The organism is Phenylobacterium sp. GW823-FHT02A09, assembly GCF_058797775.1.
Genome location: NZ_JBXAJZ010000001.1, coordinates 151,878 through 168,183 on the forward strand (window position 1 = coordinate 151,878; position 16,306 = coordinate 168,183).

Sequence of the window (16,306 nt, forward strand, 5' to 3'; positions counted from 1 at the left end):
GCCGAGGGACACGTTTGGATCGCATCGCCATCACCGGCGGCGCACGGCTGATGGGCGAAATCCCCATCAGCGGCGCCAAGAATTCCGCCATCAAGCTGATGGCGGCCAGTCTGCTTACCGACGAACCGCTGCGCCTGACCAACATGCCCCGGCTGGCCGACACCCGGCTGCTGGCGCGGCTGCTGCGGCGGCTGGGGACCGAGGTCGTCGAGCAGGACGGGGAAGACGGCCCCGAGACGGTGCTGCACACCCGCGAGATCGTCAGCGCCCTGGCTCCCTACGACCTGGTCCGTCAGATGCGGGCCTCGTTCAACGTGCTGGGGCCGCTGATCGCGCGCACCGGCCACGCCAAGGTCTCGCTGCCCGGCGGCTGCACCATCGGGGCCCGGCCGGTGGACCTGCACCTGGAAGCGCTGCGCGCGCTGGGCGCGTCGATCGACCTGCACGAGGGCTACGTCTACGCCCAGGCGCCGCGCGGGCTGATCGGGGCGGAGATCGTCTTTCCGTTCGTCTCGGTCGGGGCGACCGAGCACGCCATGCTGGCCGCGGTGCTGGCCAAGGGGACCAGCGTGCTGAAGAACGCCGCCTGCGAGCCGGAGCTGGGCGACCTGGCCGACTGCCTGAACGCCATGGGCGCGAAGGTGTCGGGGGCGGGGACCTCGACCATCGTCATCGAGGGCGTGGAGCGCCTGCACGGGGCGACGCATTCGGTGATCCCCGACCGCATCGAGACCGGCACCTACGCCCTGGCCGCGGCGATGGCCGGCGGCGAGGTGCGGCTGACCAAGACCCGCACCGACTTCATCGACGCGTTGCTGATCAAGATGGAGGAGGCCGGGGTCGAGGTCGAACGCCATGCCGACGGCATGACCATCCGACGCAACGGGTCGCGGCTGAAGGCGGTCGAGGTCGAGACCGACCCCTATCCGGGCTTCGCCACCGACCTGCAGGCGCAGTTCATGGCGCTGATGACGCTGGCCGACGGCGAGAGCGTGATCAAGGAGACCATCTTCGAGAACCGCTTCATGCACGCCCCGGAACTGTCGCGGCTGGGCGCCGAGATCGCCGTGCAAGGCGGCGAGGCTCGGGTGTCCGGCGTCGAGGCGCTGGAAGGCGCGCAGGTCATGGCCACCGACCTGCGCGCTTCGGTCAGCCTGGTGATCGCCGCCCTGGCCGCGCATGGGGAAACCACCGTCAGCCGCGTCTATCATCTGGACAGAGGCTTCGAGCGGCTGGAAGAGAAGCTGAGCGCCTGTGGCGCGAACGTCCGCCGGATCGTCGGCGACGGCGAGCCCGAGGATTGAGATGACGCGCGTTGCTCCGCTGAGGCTGCTGGCTGAAGACGCCGAAGACCTGAAGGTCATCGCGGCGGCCTTGCAGGACGCCGTCGGCAAGATCGGCGACATCTCCTACGAGCCGGCGGCCCGGCGGCTGACCCTGGCGCTCAACCGCTATCGCTGGGAGGCCAAGGGCTCCGAGCGGGTGCGCGCGGCGCTGCAGCTGGGGTCGGTGCAGAAGGTCCAGGCCCGCAAGCTGCGGCGCACGGCCAAGGACGCGGTGGTCGAACTGCTGGACGTCGCCTTCGAGCCCGGCGAGGCGCCCGGCGGCGCCGTGATCTTCACCTTCGCCGGCGGCGGCGATCTGCGCGCGCAAGTCGAGTGCCTGGACGTGGTGCTGGCCGACGTCAGCGCCCCCTGGGCGACGCCGCGGACGCCGAAGCACGAGGTTTAGGCGGCGGGCGGCGCGAACGACATGGCCTGGCGCTATTTGACGGCCCGAGACCCGCTGGTGCTGAGGGGGGCGGGTGATGCTCCGACGTGGTTTCCGGCGGATGCGGAAGTCGAGGCGCGCGTCGTTGCGATCCTGGGCGTTGAAGACGCTGCATTTGTGGTTCGCCTTGTTGCATCCCCGGTCTGTGGTCTCGACGACGATGTCGGTCTTCATCTTGTCCTGGTAGGCGCTGGAACTGGCTGGGCGGATTCTGGCGTCGTGGAGGTCAGGAAGTTCCACTTTCCGCCAACTTCTCCTGCCCTGCATGAGGGACGGGTGAATAGCTCCGTCGAGGGGCGGTTGCGCTACGAGCGCCGACCGTTCGATTTGGCGGCGGTCTTCGCCGAGGCCGAAACCGCTCGCGGCTCAAGATTGATCAGTAGCGTGGAGCTAGACCACCTGGTCGGATACGCGGCGAGCCGCAACAGCGCGGTCACGTTCGTGGAAACGTACGAATTGCGCGGAGTGATGCAGATTCCGCGGATCGACCTAGGCATCTACGGTGCTGACGAGGAGGAGGCGCTGCCGGTCCGCCAACGCATTGAGCAGGCCGGGCGGGACGTGGCCGAGATATTGGCGCTCTCGCGGCGCGAGAACGGCTGCTTCGGTTTCCAAGTTTGGGTCGAGTGAACTCTATCGGCGTCCCATTCGCTCGTCCCGACGAAGGCGGGCTCGCGGGATCGTCGCTGGCTTGTTTGCGATTCCGCTTGGGTCCCGGCCTTCGCCGGGATGAGCGGGGGAGGGCGGCGGCCCTAGCGCCGTAAGGCCCCGGCGTTTAAAGAGCGCCCATGCGCCGTTTCTCCTTCTCCGATCCCGGCTTCGAGGCCGCTTTCGCCGCCTTCATCGACGAGCGTCGCGAGACGCCGGAAGAGGTCGACGCCGCCGTGCGCGACGTGCTGGCCGCGGTGCGGGCCGAGGGGCTGAAGGCGCTGCTGCGCTTCGCCCGGCAGTTCGACAAGGTCGAGATCGACGAGAGCAACATCCGCGTTTCGGCCGACGAGATCGAAGAGGGCGCGGCCCAGTGCCCGGCCCAGGTTCGCGAGGCCATCGCCTTCGCCGCCGCGCGGATCGGCGCCTATCACGCCCGCCAAAGGCCGACCGACCAGGCGTTCACCGACGAGGCCGGGGTCGAGCTGGGCTGGCGCTGGACGGCGCTGGAGGCGGTCGGGATCTATGTGCCCGGCGGGCGCGCGGCCTATCCCTCGACAGTGCTGATGAACGCCGTGCCGGCCAAGGTGGCCGGCGTCGAGCGCATCGCCATGGTGACCCCGCCCGGACGCCTGCAGCCGGCGGTGCTGGCCGCGGCGAAGGAAGCCGGCGTCACCGAGATCTGGCGCGTGGGCGGGGCCCAGGCGGTGGCGGCGCTGGCCTATGGCGCGGGCCCGATCAAGCCGGTCGACAAGATCGTCGGGCCGGGCAACGCCTATGTCACGGCCGCCAAGCGGCGGGTCTACGGCACGGTGGGCATCGACGCCCTGGCCGGTCCGTCCGAGATCGTGGTGGTGGCCGACGGGGACAACCGCGCCGACTGGATCGCCGCCGACCTGCTGAGCCAGGCCGAGCACGATCCGGCCGCGCAATCGATCCTGATCACCGACGACGAAGCCTTCGCCGCCAAGGTCGAGGCGGAGGTCCAGGCGCAACTGGCGACCCTGAGCACCGGGGAGGACGCCGCGGCCTCGTGGCGCGACCACGGGGCGGTGGTGATCGCGCCGCTGGACGAGGCCCCGCGCCTGGTCGACCTGATCGCGCCCGAGCACGTCGAGTTCGCGATGGAGAATCCCGAGCGGCTGTCGGACCGCGTACGCCACGCCGGGGCGATCTTCCTGGGCCGGGTGACGCCCGAGGCGATCGGCGACTATGTGGCCGGCTCCAATCACGTGCTGCCGACCAGCCGCGCGGCGCGGTTCTCATCGGGGCTGTCGCTGTACGACTTCATCAAGCGCACCTCGATCGTGAAGTGCGACGCCGCCTCGTTCGCGGTGCTGGGGCCGCACACCGTGGCGCTGGCCGAATCCGAGGGCCTGCCGGCGCACGCCCGTTCGGCGGCGATCCGGCTGGGTCAGTAGGAACCGCTGAAAACGAAGCTGAACAGTTCCTGTCAATTCCGTCCCGGAGGCCGTTCAGGTAGCGCCCTCTAGGGTCTCCTTCATCGGGGCCGCAGCGGCCCCAACGAGATGAAGAACGGAGACCCGCAATGCGCAACCTGATGAACAGCAAGATGGCTGTGGTCGCCCTGGCCGGCGTGATCGCGGCGGGCGCTGTTGGAACCGCCAACGCCCAGCAGTACCGCACGCCGACCGGCGGCGGGCCGGGCTCGATCGTCAGCTGCGACGCCCAAGGCAACAAGCAAGTCGGCGGCGCGCTGATCGGCGCCCTGCTGGGCGCGGCGGCCGGCTCGAACCTGGCCAAGAACGACCGTGGCACCGGCACCGCCATCGGCGCCGTCGCCGGCGCGGCCACCGGTTCATATGTCGGCTGCAAGATGCAGCGGGACGACGCGGTCCGGGCCGGCTACGCCCAGCAGGGCGGCGGTTCGTATCGCCCGGCGACCTACAGCCAGAACGGCTATCGCCTGAGCGGCGACATCGCCCCGGCCAACTTCCAGCGTGACGGCGGCGCCTTTGTCGCCAACTCGACGCTGAACCTGCGCGCTGCGCCGACCACCAGCTCGGCCCGCGTGGGCTCGCTGCGGGCCGGCGAGGGCTTCCAGGCCCTGGCCCGGGTGCGCGGCACCGACTGGATCCTGGTCGGCCAGAACGGCGTCGGCGTCGGCTACGTCCACGGCGCCTATGTCCGGCCGGCCGGCAGCTACCAGTACGCCCGCTACTAAAAGCGGAAAAATGGAGAGCACTGACGCCCGGCGGCCACGCCGGGCGTCTTTTCTTGTGCACAGCCCACAAGATCGCACGCGGCAGGATGACGTTAGGGGTTGGTTTGCAATAAAGCTCGGGGCAAGCCTCTCCCGCAGCGCCATGGCCGACGAAGACCGTACCAAGCATCGACTGCAGTCTGTCGAGATCGACGAGGAGTCCCTCGCCGCGGTTTCGCGCGACCAAGAGCAGGAACGGCAGATCGCGATCTTCGACCTGCTGGAGGCGAACTATTTCTATCCGGAAGGCGCCGAGGCCGGCCCCTATGACCTGCGCATGGGGCTCATGGAGAACCGGCTGGTGCTGGACGTCCACGGCCCGGCCTACGAGAAGCGCCACATCCTGTCGCTGTCGCCGTTCCGCGGGCTGATCAAAGACTACTTCATGATCTGCGAGAGCTACTACCAGGCGATCCGCAACTCCTCGCCCCAGCAGATCGAGGCCTTGGACATGGGCCGGCGGGGGCTGCACAACGAGGCGTCCGAACTGCTGCGCACGCGGCTGGCGGGCAAGATCGAGACCGACCTCGACACCTCGCGCCGGCTGTTCACGCTGATCTGCGCCCTGCACTGGCGAGGCTAGCGGTGGCGTCAGCTTCGACACGCGCGCCGCTGCCGGGCGCGGTCCTGTTCGCATGCAACTTCAACCGGGTGCGCTCGCCGATGGCTGAGGCGCTGCTGAAGCGGGCGCTGGGCGACCGGGTCTATGTCGACAGCTGCGGCCTCAAACAGGAGCCCGGCGAGGCGGGCGAGGGGGCCGACCCGTTCGTACGCTCGGTGATGGAGGAGATCTCCGTCGACCTGGCCCGCCACGCGCCCAAGACCTTCGATCAGCTGGAGGACGCCTCTTTCGACCTGGTCATCTCGCTGACGCCGGAGGCGCAGCACCGGGCGGTGGAGATGACCCGCGGCCGCGCGGCCGAGATCGAGTACTGGCCGACCTTCGACCCGACCCTGGCCGAAGGATCGCGCGAGGCGCGGCTGGCCGCCTATCGCGAGGTGCGGGACCATCTGGCCAAGCGGATCGCCGAGCGCTTCCCGCGCTAGCCTTCCGGGCTGTGAGGGCGTAAAGGGCAACGCGCTATAATTGGATTGCACGCCGCGGCTCGCGCCGAGACCCACTGCGCGGGCCGTTGGTGATTCGATAAACACCACTTGGGAGCCTGCATGGCTAAAGAAGAGCTTTTGGAGTTTCCGGGCGTGGTCAGCGAAGTCCTGCCCAACGCGACCTTCCGCGTGAAACTCGAGAACGACCACGAGATCATCGCCCACACCGCCGGCAAGATGCGCAAGAACCGCATCCGCGTCTCGGCTGGGGACAAGGTGCTGGTCGAGATGACGCCCTACGACCTGACCAAGGGCCGCATCACCTTCCGCGTCCGCTAGGCCGCTTGGCCACGCCGCCCCTTCAGCGCCTGGTGCTGGCTTCAGCAAGTCCCAGGCGGCTGGATCTCCTGCGCCAGGTCGGGCTCGAGCCCGACGCGATCATCGCCGCGGAGATCGACGAGACCCCGCTCAAAGACGAGACCCCGCGCCGCACGGCGCTGCGCCTCGCGGTCGGCAAGGCCGCGAAGGTGGCGCAGGCGTGTCCGGACGACTTCGTGCTGGCCGCCGACACGGTGGTCGCGGTCGGGACCCGCATCCTGCCCAAGGTGGAGACCCGAGAGGAGGGCCGCCGCTGCCTGCAGCTGCTGTCGGGCCGCGCCCACAAGGTGCTGACCGGCGTGGCCGCGCATGGTCCGGGCGGCAGGACCGCCAGCCGGCTGGTCGAGACGCGTCTGCACTTCAAGCGCCTGACGAACGCCGAGATCGAGGCCTATCTCGACGGCGGCGAGGGCGTCGGCAAGGCCGGCGGATATGGGATCCAGGGCCATGCGGGCGCCTTCGTCATGTCGATCCAGGGATCGTATCCGGCGGTGGTCGGGCTGCCGCTCTACGAGACCCTGAACCTTCTGCGCGGCGTGGGATTCGCGACGGCATGAGCGAGCGCACTCTTTTCCTGGATCGTGGGATCGGCGAGAGCCGCGGGGTGGTGCTGCTGGACGGCGCGCCCGAGCGGTTGCTGATCGTCCGCGACGGCGACGACGCCCGCACCCGGCTGGGCGCGCGGCACGTGGCGCGGGTGCGCAAGGTCGAGCCGGCCTTCGCCTCGGCCTTCGTCGACCTCGGCGGCGTCGAGGCGATGCTGTCGTTCAAGCCGGACGCGCGGCCGGTCGAAGGGTCGTCGCTGGAAGTCGAAATCCGCAGCGAGCCGCGCGATGGCAAGCTGGCGACCGTGCGGGTGCTGGGCCCGGCGCAGGGCGCGCCGAAGCTGCTGGCCGCCGCGCCGGCGTTGGAAGAACAACTGGCCGCCTTTGCGCGGGACGCCGAGATCACCCTCGGCCGCGAGGCGCGGCTGGTCGCCGACGAGGCGCAGGACGAGGCGCTGGCGGTGGTTCACAAGCTGCCTGGCGGCGGCGACATCGCCATCGAGCCGACTCGGGCGCTGGTCGCCATCGACGTCGACATCGGCGAGCGCAAGGGCAACGACGTCAAGCGCGTGACCCGCGCGGCCAACCATGCGGCGCTGGCCCAGGGCGCGCGGCTGCTGCGGCTGAAAGGCCTGGGCGGCATCGTGGTTTTCGACCTGGTCGGGCGCGGCCATGACGGCAATGCGCTGCTGACCGCGGCGCGGGCCGCGTTCGGCCCCGACAATCCCGGTGTCGCGATCGGCCCGGTCGGGCGTTTCGGCACCATGGAGATGACCATTCCGCGCCGGACCGCGGCGCTGACCGACATTTTTTGCGACGCCGGCGGCGGCCTCAGCGACCTGACGCTGGCGCTGCGCCTGATCCGGGCGATCGAGACGGAGGGCGCCAGCCAGCCGGGCGCGCGGCTGGCAGCCCGCTGCCATCCGGCGACCGCCAAGGCCGCCGCGCCCTATGCCGAGCGGCTGGCCGGCAAGATCGGCGCGCGCTTTACGATCACGCCGCAGGACGGCCTGGCCCGCACCCGCTTCGACGTGAGGACGGCGTGAGCGCGCCCTGTCCGATCTGCGGCAAGCCAGCCCAGCAGGAGTACCGGCCCTTCTGCTCCAAGCGTTGCGCGGACGTCGACCTGCAGCGCTGGCTGAGCGGCCGCTACGCCATTCCCTCGACCGACGACGAGGCGGAAGGCGACGGAAGCGAAGAAGACTGAATCCGCCGCTGGACAGGGGCGAACGCCTCTTCTATAGACGCGGCTCCCGCGCAGGCGGGACCTCGCTTCGCCCTCCGATTTGATCGGAACGGCCCGGCGCCTGGGTAGCTCAGTTGGTAGAGCAGCGGATTGAAAATCCGCGTGTCGGTGGTTCGAATCCGCCCCCAGGCACCATTTTTCTCCCCAATCCTTGATGTCATGCGGTCCGACTCCGGCCGATCTTCGCCGTGCGTGGGTGGCGATCTCCCGCCAGATCGCGGCGGAAAGGCTGGCGGCCGCGCGGCCGAGCGGTCTAGGCTTGTAAGGCCAAGCTTGGGGAGGTGACGATTTCGTCGGCTGACGCCTCGCACGATCGCGGTTTGAGCGGCTCCGTCTTCCTCGGGGACGGCGCGGTGATCGCGACGATCTCGCTCGGGTTGGGCATCGCGGTCTCGAGAGGGATAAGCCCGATCGTCGCCGGCGCCGTCCCGCTGCTGCTTCTGTTCGTCGGTCTGATCGTGGCGTGGCCGGCTGCGACGATCGCCCGCGCGCGCGGGCACCATGGGCCGCTTGCGGCCATGGCCTGGGGAGCCGGCCTCGCCGCGCCCCTCGCCTTGGGCGCGCTGGCCACAGGGCCGCTAGCGGCGGCTGGCGCCGTTCTCGGGTTCGGTCTTGTCGGGGCCTTGCTTGTCTGGGCGCTGGTCAAGGCCCAGCGGGCGTCGATGCGCCTGCTTCCCAAGCGCTATCGGCGCATCGGGCGCTACGCGGTCGCCGGTCTGCTGATCCTCGGCGTGCTCGTCGTGCTGGCGCAATGGCTTCTTCCCCGTGGGAGGTCCGAAAGCAGCCGCGTGGTCGCCGTCGTCGAGGTCCCCCTACGCAGCGCGACCGATCGGGCGGACCTGCTCGCCATGCTCCACGCGCACGCGAGCGAGGAGGGGCAGCATGTGGACGACGGGAGCGAAGAGTGGATCGCGTTTCAGCGAGACCTCGATTCCAAACACCGTGAAGCCTCCAGCCCGCTCAACAAGACCATCTATGCGAGCGTCTGGCGCGATCGGGACGACAAGGACCAGGAAGTGTCGGTGGACGACGGCGGCCACCAGGGGCGCCCTTGGTTGATGTTCTTCCGAGGCGAGCGACCCGACGTGGCGACCGGCGCGCGGCTCCGGCTCCAGGCGAAGATCAGGGCGCGGTGGCCGGACGCCCGCGACGTGCCCGTGATGCCGAGCGGCAGCCTGCCGTCGGCGGACGATCTGGTTTGGACCGGCGAGGCCTATGTCGTGAAGCCCGAACGCGCGGCCGCGTATGCGGAGCCCAACGAGTGAGGTCGGGCGGTCGACCTTCTGGAGAGGGAGAAGCTGTTGGTCGAGCAGCCTGAGCCGTTCGCGGCGCGGATGACGGGGCCGCACGGACTGTACGAGCTGGCCTTCACGCCGAACGGCGACGAAGGCGAGGTCGAGGCGCGGCTGCCTGGCGGCGTGCTGCGCTGGAAAGTTGAAGTGTGCGAACGCGACGGGGCGGGGTGGCGGTTGAGCGGCCTGACCCGCGGGACGCAGGCGCTCTGTGGCGACACCTATTGGTTCGAGCTACGGACGGCCGCGCCGGTCCGCGTCGAGTACTATCTGAAGACGCTGGTCCGCACCGACTACGAGGCGGCCTGACGCATCCGCCTCAGTCGAGGTGCACGCCCAGCACCTCCCAGGCCGCCAGCTTGCGCTCGAAACGGACGGCGTGGGCCGGACTGCTGGAGGGGAGGGGGATGAGGGCGAGGCCGGGGTGGTCGGCGAGGATCTTGACCCCGAGCTTGGCCGCCTTGCCGCCGTTGAAGGCGACGGCGCGCAGACCCGGGAGGCTGGCGCAGAGTTCGGGCAGGGCGTTGGGCTGGTGGTCGCGGATGGCGGTGTCGAGGCTGCCGGGCCGGACCGCCGAGCCGACCACGTCCCAGAGGCCGACGCCGGCGGCGAGCAGCAGCTCCAGCCGCTCGCCATAGGGCAGGGAGAGCAGCGGCGAGCCGGTCACCGCCTGCATCAGCCGCCAGAACTGGTTTTGCGGGTTGGCGTAGTATTGAGCGGCGGCCAGCGACTTCTCGCCCGGGAGGCTGCCGAGCACGAGCAGGCGGGTGCGGGCGTCGGCCACGGGGGCGAACGAGGCCTTGCGGCCGGCGTCGGCGGGCGAGGTCATGGGGCGATAGTGGCCCGCCAGATCCGATGACGCCAGTGCTGCGCGGGGCGCTATCCGGTCCGGGTTCGATTCTAGCCGGCGGCCCAAAAGGCCGCACCCGCAGCGATTCCGGCGGCCAAGTTTGCGTTTTGGCGCCTGCGAGGGCGGTTTCCGTTTCCGCAATGGGGCAGTCGCGGCGGTTATGGGCCGGAATCGGTGAATTCGCGCGAAACCCTAGGGCAGAGCGCAGCCATGGCGCCAGGGACACGCCCTGCGCGTGATTGGCCTGCAAACGCCGAACCTTGGTTGACTCGGGGGGCGCGGACTCTCATTTCCCCGGCGCGACAGTTCGATGACCGAAATTCGTGCTGGCCGGCGCCGAAAGGGCAGGCTGGCGCCGGTTATTTTGAGATCCGTGTTCCGCGACGATTGCTGCGATGCAGCGCAAAATCGCCGCCAAAAATGAAAAATCGCCGCGCTTTGCTTGGCTGGGCCGTTGTGCGTCGCAGCAAAGCGCGTCTCACCCCAGACTTCTTGGGGTCGCACCCCTCTGCATGGCCTCTTGACGCTTGGAATAGGGGTTGCCAAAGGACCCCTGCCGCACGTCTAACATTGCGGTAAGAATTCGGGTTCCCCTCGGGAAGCTCGATTTCGCTCCCGTATCCGAACGCCCGGTTTCACGTACGTGGAAGTCGGCGCAAGGGTCGGGCGCAGCGAAGCGGCTCTCGCGCTTTGACTGGGCGACCAGACAGGGCGACGGGCTATTTAGTTAGGGTAGGAGACGCTCTCGCGCGACGACCCTTCGGTCCAAACGTGCTAGACCAATCAGGAACTGGCGACAGATGCTCGACAATAAACGAAAGACCCCTTTCATCGCTCTCATCGGCGCCGTCGCGCTGATGGCGAGCGCGCCGGCGTTCGCGCAGGACGCGGCCGCTCCGGCTGCTCCGGCCGCCGCCGACGCCGCGGCCGCCCCGGCTGCTGACGCCGCCGCCGCTCCGGCCGCTGACGCCGCCGCCCCGGCCGCTCCGGCCGCTGACGAAGCTCCGGCCACCATCGAACATGCCGGCAAGCTGACCGTCATGCAGATGTTCATGGACGCCGACCCGGTCGTTAAGGTCGTGATGATCGGCCTGGTGCTGTCCTCGATCCTCTCCTGGACCCTGCTGGTCACCAAGCTGCTCGAGTTCGGCTCGCTGAACCGCACCTCGGACCGCTTCATCGAAGCCTTCCGCGGCGCCAAGTCGGTCACCGAGATGAACCGCATCGCGATGGCTGACGAGTACGAAGGCAACCCGCTGGCGGACATGACCGCTGCGGCGACCCAAGAAGTCGAACTGTCGCGTCAAGCCGGCCTGGCCGTCTCGGGCGCTCACCGCGAAACCACGCTGCACCGGGCTGAAGCCGCGGTCGGCGCGGTGCAAGCCCTGATGGCCAAGCGCCTGTCGGGCGGCATGCAGTTCCTGGCCTCGGTCGGTTCGTCGGGTCCGTTCATCGGTCTGTTCGGTACCGTTTACGGGATCATGAACTCCTTCATCGGCATCGCGAACACCAACACGACCAACCTGGCCGTCGTCGCCCCCGGCATCGCCGAAGCGCTGCTCGCCACCGGTATTGGTCTGTTCGCCGCTATCCCGGCCGTTATCTTCTACAACTACTTCCAGACCCGCATCTCGGCTTTTGGTGCTCGTACGGAAGGCTTCGTTGCTGAACTGATGAACGCCATTTCCCGGCAGCTCGACAAAGGGGCGTAACCCACATGGGAGCCAAACTCTCAGGTTCTGGGGGTGGCAAGTACGCGGTCGAGGCGAACAGCGAAATCAACGTGACGCCCTTTGTGGACGTTATGTTGGTGCTCCTGATCATCTTCATGGTTGCGGCGCCCATGGCCGCCGTGACTGTGAAAGTTAATCTTCCGCCCGCGGTCGCCAAACCTTCTACGAACCCTCCGAAACCCGTTTACATCAGCATCCAACCAGGTGGCTCGATCTACATCGGCGACACCAACGTGGAGCTGGCGGACATCGGAGACAATCTGCGCAGCACGATCGGGCAACGTAATCCGGAGAAGGAACGCATCTTCATCCGCGCCGACAAGGACGTCCTCTACGGGGACTTCATGGGTGTGATGAACATGCTTCAGGACAACGGTTTCTACAGCGTGGCCCTGATCGGCGAAGATAAGAACTAGAAGGGGGTGACGAATGGCTGAAACCACCGACACTACCCACGAACATCGCAGTGTCTTCGACGCGCCGAAGAAGAAGCGTAACCCGGCGGTGACCGCGGCCATTGTTGGCTCGATCATCGTCCACGCTGTCCTCGGTTACTATCTGTACAAGAACAAGTTCGAGCCCAAGTATCGGGAATACACGGACGACGTCACGGACGTGGCTATCATCAAGCCCGCTCCGCCGCCGCCGCCGCCGCCCCCGCCGCCGCCGCCGAACACTCCGCCTCCGCCTCCGCCGAAGCTGCAACCGCGGCCTCCGGTGAACGTGCCGGCGGATCTGCCGACTATCCCTCCGCTGCCGGTTCCGCCGGTTGAAAAGCGGATCGAGACCCCGGAACCGCCGAAGGCCGCCCCGCCGGCCCCGCCGCGTCCGTCGGTCATCACGAACCCGGACTGGGCCCGTCGTCCCTCGGCTGAGGACATGGCGCGGTACTTCCCGGATCGTGCGATGCGGATGAACGTGGAAGGCCGTGCGACGATCAGCTGCACGGTTACGGCGAAAGGGACGCTTGAATCCTGTGACGTGCAGTCTGAAGAGCCTGCCGACATGGGCTTCGGTGAAGCGGCCCTCCGGATGAGCAAGCTCTTCCGGATGCGTCCGAAGACCCAAGACGGCGCGCCCGTCGAAGGCGGCAGCGTGCGGATCCCGATCCGCTTCAACCTGCCGAAGGGCTAAGCCCTCTCGGATACGCCTAAGATCAGGCCCCGGAGCTTCGGCTCCGGGGCTTTTTCTTTGCCGAAACGCGGGCTTGCGAAAATCTTTCGGGGAGAACGCATGGCCGCAGGCCGGAGCCCTTGATCGCGGGGCGCGGTGCGACTAGAACGGCCGCTCCGCGATGCGCCGCCTTAGCTCAGTTGGTTAGAGCGCTAGATTGTGGCTCTAGAGGTCCTCGGTTCGAATCCGAGAGGTGGTACCATCGCCGGATGTGAAAAAGCCCGGGGCGCGAGCCCCGGGCTTCTTCGTTTCAGGCATGGACCCGCGCTAGAGGCTGAGGTTCAGCAGGGCGGGGTCGCCGCCCTGGGCGGTGATGTTGACGCTGAGCGCCCGCTCGATCGCGTAGCGCGACAACGAGTTGGGACCGCCGGCCTTGGGCCCGGTGCCCGACAGGCCTTCGCCGCCGAACGGCTGGACGCCGACCACCGCCCCGATGATCGAGCGATTGACGTAGACGTTGCCGGCCGGGACCAGCTCGCGGACTTCCCCGGCGAAGGCGTCGATCCGCGAGTGCACCCCGAGCGTCAGGCCGTAGCCCTGGCCGGCCAGCTCGCTGGCGACCTTGGCGAGCTCGGACGGTTCGTAGCGGACCACGTGCAGGATGGGGCCGAACACCTCGCGCTCGAGAAACTTCGCCGAAGGGATCTCGGCGAGCACGGGCCCGAAGAAGGTCCCGGCCTCGGGGGCGGCCAGGCGGTGCAGCACCTTGGCCTCGCGCTCCAGGCGCTGCAGGTGCGCGGCCAGGGTCTCGCGGGCCTCCTCGTCGATCACCGGGCCGACGTCGACGGCCGGATCGGCCGGATCGCCGATCACCAGAGCGTCCATGGCCCCCTTGATGGTCTCGATGACCAGGTCGGCGGTGTCGTGCGGCAGGAACAGGATGCGCAGGGCCGAGCAGCGCTGGCCGGCCGACCCGAAAGCCGAGAGCACCACGTCGTCGACGACCTGTTCCTTCAGCGCCGTGGTGTCGACGAACATGCCGTTGAGCCCGCCGGTCTCGGCGATGAACGGAATGATCGGTCCCTGACGGGCGGCGAGGGTCTGGTTGATCCGTCGCGCGGTGTCGGTCCCGCCAGTGAAGGCGACGCCGTCGCAGTGCGGGTGGGCGGTCAGGGCCGCGCCGACTGTCTCGCCCCGGCCGGGCAACAGAGCCAGCAGGGCCGGGGGTAGGCCGGCCTCGTGGAACAGCGCCACGGCCTGGGCGGCGATCAGCGGCGTCTGCTCGGCCGGCTTGGCGAGCACGGCGTTGCCGGCCGCGAGGGCGGCGGCGACCTGACCGGTGAAGATCGCCAGCGGGAAGTTCCAAGGGCTGATGCAGACGAAGACCCCGCGGCCGTGCAGTTCCAGGCTGTTGGTCTCGCCGACCGGACCCTTGAGGGTTTCGGGACCGGCGAACTTCGTCTGGGCGAGGTGCGCGTAGTAGCGGCAGAAGTCGACGGCCTCGCGCACCTCGGCGACGCCGTCGGCCAGGGTCTTGCCGGCCTCGCGCGCGCAGATGGCGATCAGACGCTCGGCGTTCGCCTCCAGGGCGTCGGCCATGTCCCGCAGGACCTCGGCGCGGCGGAAGCCGCCGAGGGCGTCCCAGGCGCCCTGGGCGGCCTTGGCGGCGGCGAAGGCGGCGTCGATCTCGGCGACCGAAGCCTCGCGCACCTGGCCGACGACGACGCCGGTCTCGGAGGGGCTGAGCACCTGCTGCGCGTCGCCGGCAGGGGGGCCGGCGCTGAGCGGGGCCAGGGCGCGGGCGGCGTGGTGCAGGCGGGCGGCCTCCTCGGGGATCGAGAGGTCGAAGCCGGCGGAGTTCCGGCGCTCGGCCCCGTAGATGTCGGCCGGGCGCGGGATCTTCGGGTGCGGGCCGACGCCGGCCTTCTCGACTGCGACGATCGGATCGACGACCACGTCTTCGGCCGGCACGCTCTCGTCGAGCAGGGCGTGGACGAACGAGGTGTTGGCGCCGTTCTCGAGCAGCCGGCGGACCAGGTAGGGCAGCAGGTCCTCATGGCCGCCGACGGGAGCGTAGGTGCGCACCACGGCGCCCTCGCGCAGGGTGTCGGCGGCGCGGTACAGCGCCTCGCCCATGCCGTGCAGGCGCTGGAACTCGATCTTCACGCCGGCCGCCTGGGCCATGGCGTGGACGGCCGCCAAGGTGTGGGCGTTGTGGGTGGCGAACTGGGTGAAGACGTGCGGGCTGGCCTCGATCAGCGCACGGGCGCAGACGAGGTAAGACAGGTCGGTGGCGGCCTTGGTCGTGTAGACTGGGTAGTCGGGCCGCCCGCCCACCTGGGCGCGCTTGATCTCCGAGTCCCAGTAGGCGCCCTTGACCAGGCGGACCATCAGCCGCCGGCCGGTCGCGCGAGCGATCTCGGCGACGCGGGCGACCGCGAGGGTTCCGCGCTTTTGATAGGCCTGAACCGCGAGGCCAAGGCCGCGCCAGTCGCCCAGCTCCTTCTCGCCGGCCAGCCGCTCCAGCAGCTTCAGCGAGATGACCAGGCGATCGGCCTCCTCGGCGTCGATGGTGAAGTTGAGGTCGTGGCGCGCAGCGATCAGCGCCAGCCGCTTGAGGCGGGGATAGAGCTCGGTCCAGACCCGGTCCTCGTGCGTGGCCTCGTAGCGCGGCGACAGGGCCGAGAGCTTGACCGAGACGCCGTGGCCGGCCTCAGGGCCCGCGCCCTTGCCGTGTTTGCCGACCGCTTCCAGCGCCTCGGCGTAGGCCTGCTCGTAGCGGGCGGCGTCGGCCGCGGTGCGGGCGCCTTCGCCCAGCATGTCGAACGAGCAGACCTGGCCTTCCTTGGCCGCGCGCTTCAAGGCCGCCTCGATGGTGCGACCGAGCACGAACTGCTCGCCCATGATGCCGATCGCCTGGGCGACGGCGCGGCGCACGACCGGCTCGCCGATCCGCTCGACCAGCCGGCGCAGGAAGCCCGGCGGATCGCGGCGGGCTTCGTCGTCGACCTCCACGAAGCGGCCGGTCAGCATCAGGCCCCAGGTCGAGGCGTTGACGAACAGGCTCTCGGACTGGCCGAGGTGGCTGGCCCAGTCGGCGCCGCCGATCTTCTCGGCGATCAGCCGGTCGCGGGTCTCGGCGTCGGGCGTGCGCAGCAGCGCTTCGGCCAAGCACATCAGGGCCAGGCCCTCGCGGGTGCCGAGGCTGAATTCCTGCAGGAAGCTCTCGACCACGCCCTGGCGGTTGGCGGCCTTGCGGGCGGTGCGGACCAGGTGTTCGGCCTGGGCGCGGACGGCGATCTGCTGGTCGGCGCTCAAGGGCCGGGCGGCGAGCAGGGCGGTCACGGCCTCGGTTTCGTCGCGGTACTTGGCGGCGGGATCGTCCAGGGCGGTCCAGGAGGTCATGGCGGCGGGCCTTCGTGGGGGTTGTTTCCTGTCGTCCGGCGTATCGCTTATGATG

18 protein-coding genes and 2 tRNA genes are annotated in these 16,306 nt (G+C 69.2%); 18 read left to right on the forward strand and 2 right to left on the reverse strand.

Annotated elements, in window-relative coordinates; all coding sequences use genetic code 11:
* Positions 1 to 14: 14 nt before the first annotated feature.
* The 14 genes from murA to AC1Q87_RS00840 all read left to right on the forward strand — a co-directional run bounded on the left by murA (position 15) and on the right by AC1Q87_RS00840 (position 9,459).
* Positions 15 to 1,304, forward strand: a complete 1,290-nt coding sequence (gene murA, locus AC1Q87_RS00775; protein ID WP_492607134.1) for a UDP-N-acetylglucosamine 1-carboxyvinyltransferase — start codon at positions 15 to 17, stop codon at positions 1,302 to 1,304.
* A gap of 1 nt (position 1,305) precedes the next feature.
* On the forward strand, positions 1,306 to 1,731 hold the full coding sequence (locus AC1Q87_RS00780; protein WP_492607135.1) for a DUF2948 family protein: 426 nt from the start codon (positions 1,306 to 1,308) through the stop codon (positions 1,729 to 1,731).
* A 21-nt stretch (positions 1,732 to 1,752) separates the two neighbouring features.
* The gene (locus AC1Q87_RS00785; RefSeq protein ID WP_492607136.1) at positions 1,753 to 2,400 is read left to right on the forward strand and encodes a hypothetical protein; all 648 of its coding nucleotides are present in this window, start codon (positions 1,753 to 1,755) and stop codon (positions 2,398 to 2,400) included.
* 158 nt (positions 2,401 to 2,558) lie between these two features.
* Positions 2,559 to 3,839: a histidinol dehydrogenase gene (gene hisD / locus AC1Q87_RS00790; RefSeq protein ID WP_492607137.1), complete on the forward strand. Its 1,281-nt coding sequence runs from the start codon at positions 2,559 to 2,561 to the stop codon at positions 3,837 to 3,839.
* 128 nt (positions 3,840 to 3,967) lie between these two features.
* Positions 3,968 to 4,603, forward strand: a complete 636-nt coding sequence (locus tag AC1Q87_RS00795) for an SH3 domain-containing protein (RefSeq protein ID WP_492607138.1) — start codon at positions 3,968 to 3,970, stop codon at positions 4,601 to 4,603.
* 142 nt (positions 4,604 to 4,745) lie between these two features.
* Positions 4,746 to 5,225 (forward strand): UPF0262 family protein, encoded by a 480-nt coding sequence (locus tag AC1Q87_RS00800; RefSeq protein ID WP_436060790.1) that lies wholly within the window; start codon positions 4,746 to 4,748, stop codon positions 5,223 to 5,225.
* 2 nt (positions 5,226 to 5,227) lie between these two features.
* Positions 5,228 to 5,689 (forward strand): arsenate-mycothiol transferase ArsC, encoded by a 462-nt coding sequence (locus AC1Q87_RS00805; RefSeq protein ID WP_492607139.1) that lies wholly within the window; start codon positions 5,228 to 5,230, stop codon positions 5,687 to 5,689.
* Positions 5,690 to 5,809: 120 nt separating this feature from the next.
* The gene (gene infA, locus AC1Q87_RS00810) at positions 5,810 to 6,028 is read left to right on the forward strand and encodes a translation initiation factor IF-1 (RefSeq protein ID WP_012522747.1); all 219 of its coding nucleotides are present in this window, start codon (positions 5,810 to 5,812) and stop codon (positions 6,026 to 6,028) included.
* Positions 6,029 to 6,033: 5 nt separating this feature from the next.
* Entirely contained in the window at positions 6,034 to 6,624 is a 591-nt protein-coding gene (locus tag AC1Q87_RS00815; protein ID WP_492607140.1) for a Maf family protein, read from the forward strand.
* Positions 6,621 to 7,658, forward strand: a complete 1,038-nt coding sequence (locus AC1Q87_RS00820) for a ribonuclease E/G (protein WP_492607141.1) — start codon at positions 6,621 to 6,623, stop codon at positions 7,656 to 7,658. The genes AC1Q87_RS00815 and AC1Q87_RS00820 overlap by 4 nt, the downstream gene beginning before the upstream one ends.
* Positions 7,655 to 7,819, forward strand: a complete 165-nt coding sequence (gene yacG / locus AC1Q87_RS00825) for a DNA gyrase inhibitor YacG (protein ID WP_267232264.1) — start codon at positions 7,655 to 7,657, stop codon at positions 7,817 to 7,819. Before AC1Q87_RS00820 ends, yacG begins: the two co-directional genes overlap by 4 nt.
* Positions 7,820 to 7,917: 98 nt before the next feature.
* Positions 7,918 to 7,993, forward strand: a tRNA-Phe gene (locus tag AC1Q87_RS00830).
* Positions 7,994 to 8,139: 146 nt separating this feature from the next.
* Positions 8,140 to 9,123, forward strand: a complete 984-nt coding sequence (locus AC1Q87_RS00835) for a hypothetical protein (protein WP_492607142.1) — start codon at positions 8,140 to 8,142, stop codon at positions 9,121 to 9,123.
* A 36-nt stretch (positions 9,124 to 9,159) separates the two neighbouring features.
* Positions 9,160 to 9,459 carry a hypothetical protein gene (locus tag AC1Q87_RS00840; protein ID WP_492607143.1) on the forward strand — a complete coding sequence of 100 codons (300 nt, stop codon included), beginning with the start codon at positions 9,160 to 9,162 and terminating at the stop codon, positions 9,457 to 9,459.
* A 10-nt stretch (positions 9,460 to 9,469) separates the two neighbouring features.
* Here AC1Q87_RS00840 and AC1Q87_RS00845 read toward each other — a convergent pair whose 3' ends face one another.
* Positions 9,470 to 9,979: a DNA-deoxyinosine glycosylase gene (locus AC1Q87_RS00845; RefSeq protein ID WP_492607144.1), complete on the reverse strand. Its 510-nt coding sequence runs from the start codon at positions 9,977 to 9,979 to the stop codon at positions 9,470 to 9,472.
* 821 nt (positions 9,980 to 10,800) lie between these two features.
* Here AC1Q87_RS00845 and exbB point away from each other — a divergent pair.
* The 4 genes from exbB (at position 10,801) to AC1Q87_RS00865 (ending at position 13,108) form a co-directional block, all read left to right on the forward strand.
* On the forward strand, positions 10,801 to 11,712 hold the full coding sequence (gene exbB, locus AC1Q87_RS00850; RefSeq protein ID WP_492607145.1) for a tonB-system energizer ExbB: 912 nt from the start codon (positions 10,801 to 10,803) through the stop codon (positions 11,710 to 11,712).
* A 5-nt stretch (positions 11,713 to 11,717) separates the two neighbouring features.
* Complete coding sequence (locus AC1Q87_RS00855) at positions 11,718 to 12,149, forward strand: biopolymer transporter ExbD (RefSeq protein ID WP_492607146.1); 432 nt, start codon at positions 11,718 to 11,720, stop codon at positions 12,147 to 12,149.
* Positions 12,150 to 12,162: 13 nt separating this feature from the next.
* Positions 12,163 to 12,867: an energy transducer TonB gene (locus AC1Q87_RS00860; RefSeq protein ID WP_492607147.1), complete on the forward strand. Its 705-nt coding sequence runs from the start codon at positions 12,163 to 12,165 to the stop codon at positions 12,865 to 12,867.
* A 164-nt stretch (positions 12,868 to 13,031) separates the two neighbouring features.
* Positions 13,032 to 13,108 (forward strand) — tRNA-His (locus AC1Q87_RS00865).
* A 65-nt stretch (positions 13,109 to 13,173) separates the two neighbouring features.
* Here the strand turns inward: AC1Q87_RS00865 and putA are convergent.
* Positions 13,174 to 16,251, reverse strand: coding sequence for a bifunctional proline dehydrogenase/L-glutamate gamma-semialdehyde dehydrogenase PutA (putA, locus tag AC1Q87_RS00870; RefSeq protein WP_492607148.1), 3,078 nt, complete (start codon positions 16,249 to 16,251; stop codon positions 13,174 to 13,176).
* Positions 16,252 to 16,306: the final 55 nt, after the last annotated feature.